Annotated in this window: 13 protein-coding genes; 3 read left to right on the forward strand and 10 right to left on the reverse strand. The window is 35.7% G+C overall.

Translation table 11 applies throughout. The annotated features are described in order from the left end of the window. The first annotated feature begins 80 nt into the window (after positions 1-80). The gene (locus tag BCR24_RS11855) at positions 81-1364 is read left to right on the forward strand and encodes a BaiN/RdsA family NAD(P)/FAD-dependent oxidoreductase (RefSeq protein ID WP_069640734.1); all 1284 of its coding nucleotides are present in this window, start codon (positions 81-83) and stop codon (positions 1362-1364) included. A gap of 194 nt (positions 1365-1558) precedes the next feature. After that, positions 1559-1987 carry a hypothetical protein gene (locus BCR24_RS11860; RefSeq protein WP_069640735.1) on the forward strand — a complete coding sequence of 143 codons (429 nt, stop codon included), beginning with the start codon at positions 1559-1561 and terminating at the stop codon, positions 1985-1987. A 70-nt stretch (positions 1988-2057) separates the two neighbouring features. On the opposite strand, the gene BCR24_RS11865 is transcribed toward BCR24_RS11860, so the two are convergent. Then, positions 2058-3452: a 6-phospho-beta-glucosidase gene (locus tag BCR24_RS11865; RefSeq protein ID WP_069640736.1), complete on the reverse strand. Its 1395-nt coding sequence runs from the start codon at positions 3450-3452 to the stop codon at positions 2058-2060. 173 nt (positions 3453-3625) lie between these two features. On the opposite strand from BCR24_RS11865, the gene BCR24_RS11870 reads away from it, so the two are divergent. Next, positions 3626-4609, forward strand: coding sequence for a LacI family DNA-binding transcriptional regulator (locus tag BCR24_RS11870; RefSeq protein WP_069640737.1), 984 nt, complete (start codon positions 3626-3628; stop codon positions 4607-4609). 111 nt (positions 4610-4720) lie between these two features. Here BCR24_RS11870 and BCR24_RS11875 read toward each other — a convergent pair whose 3' ends face one another. The 9 genes from BCR24_RS11875 to zapA form a co-directional block, all read right to left on the reverse strand. Further along, positions 4721-5980 carry an ABC transporter permease gene (locus BCR24_RS11875; protein ID WP_069640738.1) on the reverse strand — a complete coding sequence of 420 codons (1260 nt, stop codon included), beginning with the start codon at positions 5978-5980 and terminating at the stop codon, positions 4721-4723. Next, complete coding sequence (locus BCR24_RS11880) at positions 5973-6872, reverse strand: ABC transporter ATP-binding protein (RefSeq protein ID WP_069640739.1); 900 nt, start codon at positions 6870-6872, stop codon at positions 5973-5975. The genes BCR24_RS11875 and BCR24_RS11880 overlap by 8 nt, the downstream gene beginning before the upstream one ends. A 117-nt stretch (positions 6873-6989) precedes the next feature. Then, on the reverse strand, positions 6990-7679 hold the full coding sequence (locus BCR24_RS11885) for a DUF2812 domain-containing protein (RefSeq protein WP_083244397.1): 690 nt from the start codon (positions 7677-7679) through the stop codon (positions 6990-6992). After that, positions 7666-7989, reverse strand: coding sequence for a PadR family transcriptional regulator (locus BCR24_RS11890; RefSeq protein ID WP_069640741.1), 324 nt, complete (start codon positions 7987-7989; stop codon positions 7666-7668). Before BCR24_RS11890 ends, BCR24_RS11885 begins: the two co-directional genes overlap by 14 nt. A gap of 198 nt (positions 7990-8187) precedes the next feature. Further along, on the reverse strand, positions 8188-9978 hold the full coding sequence (gene uvrC / locus BCR24_RS11895) for an excinuclease ABC subunit UvrC (RefSeq protein WP_069640742.1): 1791 nt from the start codon (positions 9976-9978) through the stop codon (positions 8188-8190). A 100-nt stretch (positions 9979-10078) separates the two neighbouring features. Beyond that, positions 10079-10393, reverse strand: coding sequence for a thioredoxin (trxA, locus tag BCR24_RS11900; RefSeq protein ID WP_069640743.1), 315 nt, complete (start codon positions 10391-10393; stop codon positions 10079-10081). 89 nt (positions 10394-10482) lie between these two features. Continuing rightward, positions 10483-12849 carry an endonuclease MutS2 gene (locus tag BCR24_RS11905; RefSeq protein ID WP_069640744.1) on the reverse strand — a complete coding sequence of 789 codons (2367 nt, stop codon included), beginning with the start codon at positions 12847-12849 and terminating at the stop codon, positions 10483-10485. Positions 12850-12927: 78 nt separating this feature from the next. Next, complete coding sequence (locus tag BCR24_RS11910; protein ID WP_069640745.1) at positions 12928-13476, reverse strand: CvpA family protein; 549 nt, start codon at positions 13474-13476, stop codon at positions 12928-12930. Between the two features lie 17 nt (positions 13477-13493). Then, on the reverse strand, positions 13494-13937 hold the full coding sequence (zapA, locus tag BCR24_RS11915; RefSeq protein WP_069640746.1) for a cell division protein ZapA: 444 nt from the start codon (positions 13935-13937) through the stop codon (positions 13494-13496). Positions 13938-14112: the final 175 nt, after the last annotated feature.

Genomic DNA, 14112 nt, shown 5'->3' on the forward strand with positions numbered 1-14112 from the left:
ACTTTTTACAGTAAAATGCAAAAAACTTAGAAAAAAAATTGAAAATTGTGTTAAACTACCATTGAACTGGAGGAGAATTTATGAAATTATTTGATGTGATTGTCGTTGGAGCTGGTACTAGCGGAATGATGGCAGCCATTGCAGCGGCAAAAGCTGGCAGTAACACATTGTTAGTAGAAAAAAATAAGCGCGTTGGAAAAAAACTATTATTAACTGGCGGTGGTCGCTGTAATGTTACGAACAATCGACCTGCTGAAGAAATCATTGCTCATATTCCTGGTAATGGAAAATTTTTATATAGCGCCTTTTCGCAATTTAACAATTATGATATTATGGATTTTTTTGAATCAAATGGTACTCATCTAAAAGAAGAGGATCATGGTCGGATGTTTCCTGTCACCGATCGTTCAAAAACAATTGTGGAAACCTTATTCCATCAATTGGAAACACTTGGCGTTACAATTTATACAGAAGCCAAAGTCGAAAAAGTTTTACGGAAAGAAGATCAAATTATCGGAGTCGCTCTAGAGCACGAAAAAATCTACGCTCCTTGTGTCATTTTAACAACAGGCGGTCGAACTTATCCATCCACTGGCTCGACTGGTGATGGTTATAAAATAGCGAAACGAGTAGGTCACACGATCAGTCCCTTGTATGCAACAGAATCTCCTATCATTTCAAATGATCTGTTTATTCAAAATAAAACTTTACAAGGGCTCTCCCTACAGGATATTTCTCTTTCTGTTTTAAATAGCAAAGGAAAAGTCGTGGTAGAACATCAGATGGATCTCTTGTTCACTCATTTTGGGATTTCTGGACCAGCTGCTTTAAGATGTTCTAGTTTTGTAAATCAAGAATTAGTCAAAAATGAGCAACAACCAGTTGTTCTGCTCTTAGATATTTTCCCTTCAAAAACAATAGCCGAATTAAAGGACGAGCTTAAAAGAAAAATTTCAGAGCAACCCGACAAATCAATCAAAAATGCTTTAAAAAATTTGGTTCCTGAACGCTTACTAGATTTCATTTTAAGTCAAACTGGCATTTCTGATCAACAAGCCAAACAAGTTTCTGCCCAACAACTAGATCAACTGTTGCTACAGTTAAAGACTTTTAAAATAAATGCTGAGAAAACATTACCCATCGAAAAGTCTTTTGTAACTGGCGGCGGTGTTTCCTTAAAAGAGATCCAACCCAAGTCAATGGAAAGTAAACTAGTCAAAGGGCTATTTTTTGCTGGTGAATTACTTGATATTAATGGGTATACTGGTGGCTATAACGTCACAGCTGCATTTGTCACTGGGCACGTTGCCGGAATAAACGCTTCGGCTATTGCGGAATATACCTACTTACCACCGTTAGATTAAGTATATCTCCTATTCTTCTATAATAATTAAAACGCTGGAGTCTAAGTTGGCACTCTCAGAGTTTTTTTACTATCTAACGTTATTTGTATTTCCAACTAAGACCTTAGCAGGATAAAAAGACTGAATTAAATCAGCCTTTTGCTTGATTTTTATTTTCTTAAAATATGTGAAAATAGCTTTAGGAGGTAATAATCATGAAAATAAAGTTGAAACGACAAACTACATGGGGCTGTGTCCGTTATTTTTCTGTATATAAAAATGGCACTTATCAAGGAAAACTATTTAATAATATTTCAACTGAACTAGAAGTCGCTGTTGGGGATACACTTGAATTCAGAGAAGGTATTTTCCGATTCTCACAAAAAATCAAGGTTACTTCGAAAACAGAAGAAGTTACTATCACAAATACAAATCATCTTCAGCAATTATTTACTCTATTCCTTATGCTATTTTTAGTCATATCATTAGCCAGTCTTACAATTGATTCTTTAAAGATTTTTCTACTGATTGAATTTATAACTTTTATTATACTAAACCAACTCTTTCGTTACCGCTCTTATCAATTTAATGTGGAGACTCACCGCTCATTTTTTAAAGAGGTCGCGCCTACGAAAATTAGTTGAATTATCGCATTTGTACTGCCTACAAAAAACCTGATTTTGCCATTCTTGACAAAATCAGGTTTTTTTAATTTTAATTGCTCTTCATCAATTCTGTTACATAGGCAACTGTATCCGGTTGTTCTTTTTCGATTTTAGTGATTGCTTCAGTAAAGTTTGGTAAATGGTTCTTGTGCGCAATCAATAATTCATCTAACAAGGTTTTAGCCATGGAACCGCCTGGCACTAAAGGATTGATTGTAAATGCATGTAAGGCTGCGCCATAATCACCATCGATCGCTGCGCGAATCACAGTTTCTTCCATTCCTTTCATCACTTGAATAATGCCACGGGCAGCTGGAGGAAATGCTCCCCAGTTATAAGGTTCGTGTCCATGTGCTGTTACAGGTCCAGAAACTTCCACAACGCAATCATAAGGAAGGTCTGTGATCGTACCATTATTTTCTGTTGAAACAACCATATCCGTGCGCTTATCATTATGAATCGATGCAATCAATTCACAAGCTGCGTCGCTGTAATGCGTGCCGCCACGTTGTTCTAATTCTTTTGGTTTGTAATCTAAATTAGGATCTTTGTATAATTCAAACAAACGAGCTTCGGTTTCTTTTACTACTTGAGCTCTTGTTTCTCCTTTTTCAAATTCTTCAATTGAATGCTTCAACATTTCGTCTTCAATATAGTAATAACGATGGTAGCCACATGGCAACATACCTAAATCTTTGATTTGCTCATAATGAAATGGTGCGTTATGAATATTTTTCAAATGACTTTCAGAATCTTCTTGTGGACCATAGATTAAGTCGATCAATTCTTGCGTTCTTTCATTTCCTTGTTTGTCCCAAACACGATGCCAATGAAAATGATTGATTCCCGCAAACTTGAAGAATAGATCATCTTCAGGAATCCCTAATTTTTCTGCTGCTTGTTTTCTGTGACCAATTGGCACATTACATAAGCCAGCCGTTTTTTTCCAACCACCGTGCTTAATTGCAGCTTCGGTAACCATTCCAGCTGGATTGGTAAAGTTAACTAACCAAGCATCTGGGCATAATTCTTTCATGTCTTCAATAATTCCAAGAATCACAGGAATTGTACGGAATGCTTTAAACATACCACCAGCTCCATTTGTTTCTTGGCCTAAAACACCATGTGATAGCGGAATACGTTCATCCTTAATACGAGCGTCAAGTAAGCCTACGCGAAATTGTGTTGATACAAAGTCAGCATCTTTTAACGCTGCTCGACGATCTAAGGTTAAATGGACTTCCCAATCTAAACCAGCTGCTTTGACCATTCGTTTAGCCATAGCTCCTACTGTTTCTAACTTTTCTTTTCCTGCTTCAATATCGACTAACCAAATTTCTTGGATTGGCAGTTCATCTTTTCTTTTAATATATCCTTCGATCAATTCTGGTGTATAACTTGAACCTCCACCGATTGTTGCGATTTTCAATGCTTCTCTAGTCATGTGTTTCCCTCCTGATTTTTTGTTCAGAATATGTTCTGACATCGTTTACATTCTTATCATAGTTTGTGGGAATGTTCCCATGTCAAGCTCTTTTTTTCGATTTTTTATGTTATACTTTATAAGGAAAGAAATTGTCACTCTACTCTGTCCATTTTAATTAGTGAGGTGTTGAAATGACTACAATTATTGATGTCGCTAAACAAGCGCAAGTTTCTAAATCAACAGTTTCGAGAGTGATTTCTGGTAATGGATATGTTAGCCAAGAAAGTCGAGAAAAAGTACTAGACGCAATGGAAGCGCTAGCATATTCTCCTAATTTGATTGCTCGAAATCTACAAAGCGGTGAAACCAAAACCATCGGCTTTCTCGCACATGGTTTTATCGATCCTTTAGGCATTTTTCTCGAAAGTTTTATTTCCATTGCTAAAAAATATAACTATTATGTAACCTTATACTTTACTGGTAGTGATAAGAAGAAAGAAATCGAAGCGTTGAATCAAATGAAATACAAACAACTCGATGGCCTTTTTATATTAACCAGAGCAAACAAGTGGGAAATAATCGAACCATACAGCATTTATGGGCCGATTGCTACCTGGCACCGCATCGATTCGGAAAGAATCTACTCTTCTTACGTTGATCATTATTCTGGCTATCTACGCTCTTTAGATTATCTTTTTCAAAGAGGATATCGCTCAATTGGTCACGTCTTAGGCAATTACGAAAATCTAAATACAAAAGCACGCATAAAAGCAATTGATGATTTCCATCAAACGAAAAATCTTTCTTTCAACGATGAATGGATTTTTTATGATAAATCAAGATTGGACAATGGCCTAAGCATTGCTCAACGCTGGCATAACATGACTGAAAAAACAGATGCTATGGCCTTTTATACGGATTCAGTCGCCGCAGGTTTTATTTCCGAGCTTCAAAACTTAGGCTATTCAGTTCCAGAAGATGTCGCTGTAATTGGCTTTGATAATAGTGAAATCAGTCGTCTGATGCATATCACAACAGTAGATTATTCGATAAAACGACAAGCTGAAAATTCGTTTATTTATATTCATAATCAATTGAATCAGGAGAAAATTCCCGAACAAGAAATGAATGTTAAGTTAATTGAGCGGCAAACCGTTCCTTTACGTAAACTGTAAAAAATGCTCTGAAACATAACTTTGTGTGTTATGTTTCAGAGCATTTTAGTTTAGCTAAATGATCCTAAAAAATCTCTACTTTTCTAAGTTAAGCTTTTTATTCAACTATATTTATTTTTTACGTTCATTTCTTAAAATCGAAATAGATTGTTTCAATGATTTAAGTACGCCGCCTTCACTATAAACCAGTACGTTAGATTTATACAGCTTCGCTGAAAACATTGTTAGTAACAGTCCGAAAACAACTAAAATCACTACAGAAATCATAGCTCCTGCTGTCGTGACTGTTTCACTTGCTAAACGAATTGGCATAATGAAAGAAGAAATCAATGGGATATAAGACGATACTTTAATCACAATATTTTGCGGATCTGTCGTTCCTAATGAAATCCCGATAAAATACCCGATCATTGCGATATAAATGATTGGCTGAACAGCTTTGGCTGTATCTTCGGGCTTGGATACCAATGACCCACATAAAGCTGCTAAAACTGAATAAACTAAGATTCCTAGCACGAAAAATGCTAAAGTGAAGTACAAGAAGCTTCCTAATATATTAGCGGATGAAAGTCCATCTAATAACCCTTTGACCATATCTAAATTCTTTAATTGCGTGTAACCAAGACCAATTGCCGCAGCATAAATTACAATTTGAGTAAGAGCCACTAAAATAACCCCTGTCAATTTGCCATAAAAATGAGTTTGGGCTTTGGTACTTGATAAGATGACTTCCATAATACGCGTTCCTTTTTCAGATGCGATCTCTTGGGCAATAATCGAAGCGTAGGTAATGATGATCACCCAAAGAATAATCGTTATCACAAAAGACATTGCCGACTGAATAGCTGTATTATCTTGTCCTGTCGTCATTTTTCCATCTTCATCAAAGCTAACTTTCGTTTTTTCAAAATTAGCAGGCTGGCTTAGGCTTGTCAATTGTTCGGGAGTCAAATTTAGCTTACTTGCATTCAATGAAGACTGAAGTCCATTGAGCATTTGTCCCATCATCAATTCAGTTGTTGTGCCTAAAGAAGATTCTGCATATAATTTCCCTTGAATCTGTTCTGTTTCAGTGTCTAATACCAGAAAAGCATCCAGCTCTTTGTTCTTCAATTGTTTTTCAGCCTCTTTTTGAGACGTAACAACTTTGAATGTATAATCATCAGTTTTTGATTTCGCTAACTGTTTAGATAATTCTTGATTATCTGAAACAAGACCAACTTTTGTATCTTCAGAAAAACCACCGGCTACCGAACCTGCAATATAAATAATGCCCATCACAATAAATGGTACCAAAATCATAACGACAAAAGAAACTGATTTAACATTCTTTTTATAAACATCACTTGCTATAATCCAAAATTTACTCATTTGGCTCACCTGCTTTCATCTTGAATATTTCTTCTAAGGTTGGTGGCTGTTGATTAAACATTGGAATATAACCAAATTGTGTTGCACGTGCAAAAATTTCTTCACCCGCTTTAGGGTCATTTAAAGTAATTTCAACAACACCGTCACTACGTTTTACTGCTGATTCTACACCGTTGATTCCTAAAATATCTTCTGGTGGTAATGGTGACTCCAAGAAAACTTTCGTACGTCCAAAGCTTTCCCGAATTTCATGGACTTTGCCGTTAAGAACCATTTTACCACTTCTCAACATTACAAGGTGATCACAAATCTTTTCAACATTGTCCATATTATGACTAGAAAAAATAACACATGAACCTTTTTCTTTCAATGCTATGATTCCATCTTTTAAAAGCTCTGCATTAACAGGGTCTAATCCACTGAATGGTTCATCTAATATGACTAATTTTGGTTCATGGATTAGTGTTGCAATCAATTGGACTTTCTGCTGATTCCCTTTAGAAAGTGATTTGACTTTATCCGTTTTTTTCCCTTTGACTTTGAACTTTTCCATCCATTCATCAATTTTAGGCTCGATCTCCTTTTTGCTCTTTCCCCTTAGTTGAGCAAAATAGAGCAGTTGTTCTTGAATCGAAACTTTCGGATATAAGCCGCGTTCTTCAGGTAAATAGCCGATGTCATTATAATCCTTCCCGCTTAACTGATGACCATTCCAAAGTACAACGCCGCTATCTTGTGTTAAAAAATCCAAAATCAAACGAAAAGTTGTTGTTTTACCTGCGCCATTTTGGCCAATCAACCCAAGTATTTTGCCATCTGGAATTTCAAACGACATATTATCTACGGCTGTATAATTCCCAAATGTTTTAACCAAATTCTTTACTTCTAACATTTTTTCTCCTCCTGTTATTCAATTTAAATCGACTTTTTTATATAAAAAGTAATTTACCTCTTTTATAGATCAATGTTTATTTTGATCTTTATCGAATCTTACCATGCCTCAGTATTTCTAAAAAGAATTCTTCAGCAAGATACTGATCAACACACCTATTATAAAACCGATCATTGCCAGAAACAGAGAATCTCTAACTATTTTTTGTCGTTTGGCAAATCGTTCTGGTTGATTGTAATATTTTGTACGATCACTATAAATAATTATTGAAAAAGCAACATTGATTGCCACTCCGATCGGTAATGCAATACATAACATCCCTATAAAAGCAAGTAAAGTCCGAATACCTAAGCTAGATAAAAAATGCTCCTGTAATGTTTTCGTTAAAAATAGTAAAATAAGCAAACCTATCCCTAGTGGGAAATAAAAAAGTGAACGAATTGATAACCAAATCCATTCTTTTTTCATACGAAGCCAATAACTTTCAGAATCCGAATAAATGGTTGGTGTATCACAATCAGCTTTAAAATAGAAATACTTTTTTTTATAATTTGCAATGTTTTCCCAACCAGCTTCTTGATAAATCACTAAATATTCAGACAATTCTTCTGGTAATCCATCAAAAAAATCAACTGAGAATGCTTTGTCTTCTGGCGTTCCCTTTTCAAACACAAGAAACCCGATATGACTCATTTTCTTGAAGTGCCATCCCTTACTTGCTTGTTTTTTCAAAAGCTGCATTTCCTTTTCAGGATAGAAGGCAATTCCCCTAGAAAAAATATATTTCTTCCCCTTAAACATGTTCATTCATTTCTCCTTTTTCAGCTAACAGACAGTTTCCAGCTTGATAAAGAAGTTTGCGGCGCTCGATATCTATCTTTAAGATATGAAGCCCTTTGTCTGTAATCAAATACGTCTTCTTTCGTTCACTACTCTCCTTTAATGTAATAAACTCGTTTTTTTGTAATTTTTTTAAAATAGTATACATACTTGCCGGACCAATATTTACCTGTCCCTTTGTTAAAGCGTTGACTTCTTTCATGATAGCATAACCATGTTGAGGTTTTAATAGTGCTAGCAGAATCAAATAAGTGGAATCTGTCAGTGAATCTTCCATGATAACTTACCCCTTTATATCAGCTGGTGATATATCATCTAATGATATAGTATCGTGAGTTCTGGACCATGTCAAATTTTTTTTTGCAAACCGAGTCTTTTTACTTGACAAATAATATATGATTAAAATTAAATAAAAAGAAAAAAGCTAAAATTAATCATGATTTTTTAGCTTTTTATTCCTATTTATCTAGTTATTTTAATTAATATCCGTTTCTTCTTGATGTAAGTGATCATAGACATTTTTCGCGACATTTTTGGGTAACCCTGATGCTTTCAATTCGTCAATTGAAGCTGCTGAAATATTTTTCAGCGACTTAAATTGTCTCAAAAGCTCCTTCTTACGCTTTGGACCTAAGCCTTCAATGTCATCTAATCGGGAAGAAAAACTATTTTTACTTCGCAATTGTCGATGGAATGTAATCGCAAACCGGTGAACTTCATCTTGAATACGTTGGAGTAAAAAGAATTCTTGCGAGTTCCTTTCCAAAGGAACAATGTTCAAATCAGAACCGAAAAGCAATTCACTCGTCTTATGCTTATCATTTTTTGCTAAACCAGCGATAGGAATATCTAAGCCTAACTGGTTGTCTAACACTTCTTTAGCTGCATCAACTTGGCCTTTCCCACCATCGATGACAATCAAATCTGGAAAGGGTAAATTCTCTTTAAGCACACGTGAATAACGGCGATAGATTACCTCACGCATCGAAGCATAGTCATCAGGTCCTTTAACAGTCTTGATTTTATATTTTCGATATTCTTTTTTATCTGGACGCCCATCGATGAAAACAACCATTGCTGAAACCGGATCTGTTCCCATAATATTCGAGTTATCAAATGCTTCGATTCTAACAGGGGCAGGAATATTCATAGCATTCCCTAGTTTTTCAACAGCGCCGATCGTTCGCTCTTGTTTGCGCACGATTAAATCAAATTTTTCCTGCAAAGCAACTGTAGCATTTTTTCCAGCCAACTTTACTAGTTTCTTTTTTTCTCCTCGTTGAGGCTGTAACACTTTTGTCGAAAGCATGGCTTCCACACTCACTTTATCGATATTATCTGGAATCAACACTTCTCTAGGAATAAAGTGTTCATTTTCTTGATAGAATTGTCCGATAAATGTTAAAAAATCTTCTTCTTCTTCATTGTAAAAAGGGAAGATAGAAACATCTCTTTCGATTAGCTTTCCTTGACGAATAAAAAATACTTGTACACACATCCAGCCTTTATCGACTGCATAACCGAAAACATCTCGGTCAACCAAGTCTGCATTTGTCATTTTTTGACGAGTCATTACCGTTTCAATCGCTTTGATTTGATCACGGTATTCTGCAGCTTTTTCAAATTCCATCTTTTCAGCCGCTTCATCCATTTTTCTTTGAATTTCTTCTTGTATCACTGGATGTCCACCATTTAGAAAACGTTTGATTTCCGCTACCATTTCAGTATAAGTTGATTTTGGAATATCAAATACGCAAGGCGCCAAACATTGCCCCATGTGATAATATAGACAGACCTCTTTCGGCAAAACACGGCATTTTCTTAAAGGAAAAAGTCGATCTAACAAGCGTTTGGTTTCATTTGCTGCTCCTACATCTGGGTATGGTCCAAAATATAAGGCTCTATCTTTTGATACTTTTCGAGTAATCAATAACCGTGGATAATCTTCATTTGTAATTTTAATAAAAGGATAGCTCTTATCATCTTTCAACATGATATTATATTTCGGATCGTTTTTATGAATCAAATTGATTTCTAAAAGTAACGCCTCAATATTTGATTCAGTCACAATATATTCAAAATCCTCTATTTCACTAACTAACCTTTCCGTTTTTGTATCATGGCTACCTGTAAAATAGGAACGTACACGATTTTTTAGAACTTTAGCTTTTCCAACATAAATGATCGTTCCATTTTTGTCCTTCATTAAATAACAACCTGGTTGGTCAGGAAGCAATGCTAATTTATTTTTGATTCTTTCGTTCATAATACTTCCTTTCATGTTCTTTAATAGATTCCATTATACCATCTTCTCTATCCTTAGGCATAAAAAATAGGATGAAGAAGGACTTCATCCTAAGAATTTACTACATATGTTTTTCAATTAAGGCACGTAATTGTTCTTTTGAGTGAACGCCTACCGCTTTTTCTACAACTTCTCCGTCTTTTTTCAAAAGAAGTGTTGGAATACTCATGATGCCAAATGAAGCTGGTGTTTCCGGATTTTCATCTACATCCATTTTAGCAATTTTCACTTCACTCTCATCATATTCTTCACTTAATTGTTCCAAAATTGGCGATTGCATGCGACAAGGACCACACCATGTTGCCCAAAAATCGATCAAAACAAGACCACTATCTGTTTCAGTTGAAAAATCTTTATCTGTAATTACTTGTGTCATCTTATAGACCTCCTACTTCTTATATCTGAATTAATTATATCACTTGATAGCTTATTCGACTAGTTTTCTGCTTACTAAAGGTAAGCAACCTATTTAAATTTAACGATCGTAGCTCCGTTGCCTCCTTGGTTTCCTGGAGCAAACTCATAACTACTCACACTACGATGATTCTTCAAATAATCAGTGATACCAGTTCGTAAAGCTCCAGTTCCCTTACCATGAACGATTGTTACTTGAGGATAACCGGCTAAAATTGCAGCATCTAAGTATTGGTCTACTTCTGCTAACGCTTCTTCATAACGCTTTCCACGTAAATCTAATTGATTCGCTACATGGCTACTTTCACTAGAACGAATAGCCGTCACTCGTTGCAGTGGCTCCTTTTCTGGAGCAACAGGTGTCATATCACTTTCAGCAACAGACATTTTTAAAATACCTAATTGTACTTGCCATTCATGGTCACTAGACTTACGAATCAAGGTTCCACGTTGACCAAAAGTATTGACGATCACTTCATCACCTGATTTTAATTTCTTTTGTTCTTTGGCTTTTTTCAACACTTTATTTTTTTCTAAATGGTTTTCTTCTTGATGAAGCTGTGACAATTTTGACTTGGCATCGATCAGTTGATGTTCTTTCACACCCCCTTGATTTCCACCTGCCAACTGCATTTTACGAATATCAGAGATGATGTCACTGGCTTTTTCTTCTGCTTGGGAAACAAGTTCATTCGCTTTTTGACGTGCTTTGGCCATTTCTTTTTCACGTTCATCAAAAAAGTATCCGTAAGCTTCTTTTAGTTCTCTATATAGTCGCTCAGCTTCGTCAACATAATGACGCACTTCTAAATATTCCGTTTCCGCCATCTTACGGCGATTTTCCAAATCAGCAATCATTTCATTGAGATCTTGACTCTCGCCATCCATAATATGTTTTGCTTCATCAATAATTGATGTATCCAAGCCTAAGCGTTTAGAAATTTCAAAGGCGTTACTTCTCCCTGGAACACCAATCAATAAGCGATACGTTGGACTTAATGTATCCACATCAAATTCCATACTAGCATTGATTGTACCTGCACGATTGTACCCATATACTTTTAATTCAGGATAATGCGTAGTTGCCATCACGTAGGCACTTTTACTACCTAACGCGTCTAAAATTGAAATTGCTAATGCCGCTCCTTCTTGAGGATCAGTTCCTGCACCTAATTCATCAAACAACACTAAACTGTGGCTATCAACTTTTTTCAATACATCAACAATATTCGTCATGTGAGAAGAAAAGGTACTTAAACTTTGCTCAATAGATTGCTCATCGCCAATATCAGCAAAAACTTCAGCAAATATGCCCATTTGACTTTCTTCCCCCGCTGGTATTGGTAAACCCGATTGTCCCATCAACTGAAGCAGACCTAGTGTTTTAAGCGTAATTGTCTTACCACCTGTATTAGGTCCTGTAATGACGACAGCCTGATATTCCTTTCCAATAGTGATATCATTTGGAACAGCTTTGTCTTGATCTAAAAGGGGATGTCTCGCTTGTTTGAAATAGATCTGATTCTCTTCACTGATTTTCGGAACAACGGCTTTTAATTCCTTACCAAAACGGGCTTTGGCATTTATAAAATCTAATTTTCCTATAACATTTGCATTGTGCAGAATATCATTGCGATGAGGTACTAATTCAGCTGATAACTCAGATAAAATACGCTCGATTTCATTTCGTTCAGCAATTTGATGTTGACGTAAACGATTGTTTAAATCCACAATTTGTTTTGGCTCAACGAAAAGCGTTTGACCAGAAGCACTTTGATCATGGATTACGCCGCCAAAAACACTTTTATATTCTTGTTTAACAGGTATAACGTAGCGTTCGTTTCGCATAGTCACGATCGCGTCACTTAGATATTTAGCATTTTTCCCTCTAACTATCCCATCCAATTGCTCACGGATTGTCTGTTCACTTCTACGAATATTATTACGAATTATTTTTAATTCTGGAGAAGCTTCATCCGTTACACGGCCATCTTCATCGATCGACTCTTTCAATCTGCGACTAAGCTCTGGTAGCACAATCAATTGCTCAATCCAAGCATAGAGTCTCAGTAATTCAATTTCGCTATCCTCTAAATCGTTAAAGAAACCAATAACCTCAGAAGTCGTTGATAGTACACGACCAATCTGAGCAAGCTCAACACCATTCAAATCAGCGCCAATTTCAATTCGTTTCATGTGAGGACGAATATTCTCCAACTTAGGAATAGGGATTCCACCACGTAAACGTTGGAGTGTCAAGCCGTCTTCTGTTTCCTCCAGCCATGCTTGAATACGAGTAGCATCATTTATTGGCACTAACTGCTCAATTTCTTCTAAGCCTTGAGCTGTAACAATATATTGAGAGAGCAACTGTTTGACCTTGTCAAAGCCTAATGTTGTTAAAATACGTGTATTCATTTTTTCACCTTCTGTTCTTGTAAGACTTGGAACGAGTCATTACGGCTCAACTGTTTTGTCTGCTGAGCTGATATCTTTTTACTTAATCATCTGCTCGATCCATAGATGATAGATTTGTTTAGAAAAAATCGGCGTGTCTTTGATAATATATCGAGCTAATCCGCTATTTTTGAATTGATTTTGGATTGCATCAACGGGTAACATTGACAACGTACTTAAAACTAAAAAAATACCAACATAAATAACGATCAAACTAATGACGCCACCTGCGAGCCAGTTTGCCTGCTTTAATACTGGCACAAAAACTAGCCCATGAGCAAAAATAGCCAAAAAGCGTACAACTAACCAGCCTACCGCTAAAATAATTAAAAATGCGACTGCTCCATAAAATGCTTGATCCAAATCAAGCGTAAGTTCTTGATTGAAAAAGACCAATTTAGTATCAGCTGTTGGTGAAGGATATGGGATGAATAATTCTAATTGGGCAGCTAGTGTCTTATAATAGGATCTAGCGATAAAATAAGAACAAAGATACCCCAATGTATATAAAACTTGTAGAATCAATCCGCGTCTAGCACCTGTGTAAAATCCAATCGCTAGTAATAGTAAAATGAGTAATGTTAACATCCTGTCATCCTCTCAGATTATTGGTCTTGAGTGCTTTTACTCTGAATTTGTTGTTTACGATTTTCGTTTAAAATTTGTTGTGCTTCCATATGATTATGGATTTCGACATCTTCTTGACCATTTTTTTTCAAGACATCTCTTGCTTCTTCTTCAATTGTTTCAATTCGTTTGATGCGATTTTCAAGTTCTGCTAAGCGGATCGTCCGTTTTTTTAGTTCGGCAACTTCCTGTTCTAGTTTAAGCACTTTTTCTTGTTTTTTGAGTTGATCTGAAATTGCATTGATCGCTAATAAAACAGAGGCTTGTTCGTCATTTGTTTGTGGTGAAATGTGTTTGATCTCAGCCAATTGTTCATTAACTAATTTTGTTACTAAATCCATATGTTGTTTGCTTTCTTGTCCGATAATCGTGTATGTATGATCGGCAATCACAGCTTTATATCTTGTTTTTTCTTTAACCATGATAGTGTTCCCTCCTGTAATGATCCATCACTTGTTATTGTACCATGAAAATCATTATTGTGTGTTCTCAATAACCCTTTCTTATTATATGCTACTGAACTCAAAAATTAAAGGTTTAGTGTTATTATTACGATTTTCATTAGACTTTTCTATTAAAAATCAACATGAACCTCTT

It is taken from the genome of Enterococcus ureilyticus, from assembly GCF_001730315.1.
GTDB classification, from domain to species: Bacteria; Bacillota; Bacilli; order Lactobacillales; family Enterococcaceae; genus Enterococcus_L; species Enterococcus_L ureilyticus.

Excerpts from the sequence above, each read along its gene's own strand:
- BCR24_RS11855 (WP_069640734.1), top strand. The coding sequence starts at position 81 with ATGAAATTATTTGATGTGATTGTCGTTGGAGCTGGTACTAGCGGAATG.
- BCR24_RS11860 (WP_069640735.1), top strand. The coding sequence starts at position 1,559 with ATGAAAATAAAGTTGAAACGACAAACTACATGGGGCTGTGTCCGTTAT.
- BCR24_RS11865 (WP_069640736.1), bottom strand. The coding sequence starts at position 3,452 with ATGACTAGAGAAGCATTGAAAATCGCAACAATCGGTGGAGGTTCAAGT.
- BCR24_RS11870 (WP_069640737.1), top strand. The coding sequence starts at position 3,626 with ATGACTACAATTATTGATGTCGCTAAACAAGCGCAAGTTTCTAAATCA.
- BCR24_RS11875 (WP_069640738.1), bottom strand. The coding sequence starts at position 5,980 with ATGAGTAAATTTTGGATTATAGCAAGTGATGTTTATAAAAAGAATGTT.
- BCR24_RS11880 (WP_069640739.1), bottom strand. The coding sequence starts at position 6,872 with ATGTTAGAAGTAAAGAATTTGGTTAAAACATTTGGGAATTATACAGCC.
- BCR24_RS11885 (WP_083244397.1), bottom strand. The coding sequence starts at position 7,679 with ATGAACATGTTTAAGGGGAAGAAATATATTTTTTCTAGGGGAATTGCC.
- BCR24_RS11890 (WP_069640741.1), bottom strand. The coding sequence starts at position 7,989 with ATGGAAGATTCACTGACAGATTCCACTTATTTGATTCTGCTAGCACTA.
- uvrC (WP_069640742.1), bottom strand. The coding sequence starts at position 9,978 with ATGAACGAAAGAATCAAAAATAAATTAGCATTGCTTCCTGACCAACCA.
- trxA (WP_069640743.1), bottom strand. The coding sequence starts at position 10,393 with ATGACACAAGTAATTACAGATAAAGATTTTTCAACTGAAACAGATAGT.
- BCR24_RS11905 (WP_069640744.1), bottom strand. The coding sequence starts at position 12,849 with ATGAATACACGTATTTTAACAACATTAGGCTTTGACAAGGTCAAACAG.
- BCR24_RS11910 (WP_069640745.1), bottom strand. The coding sequence starts at position 13,476 with ATGTTAACATTACTCATTTTACTATTACTAGCGATTGGATTTTACACA.
- zapA (WP_069640746.1), bottom strand. The coding sequence starts at position 13,937 with ATGGTTAAAGAAAAAACAAGATATAAAGCTGTGATTGCCGATCATACA.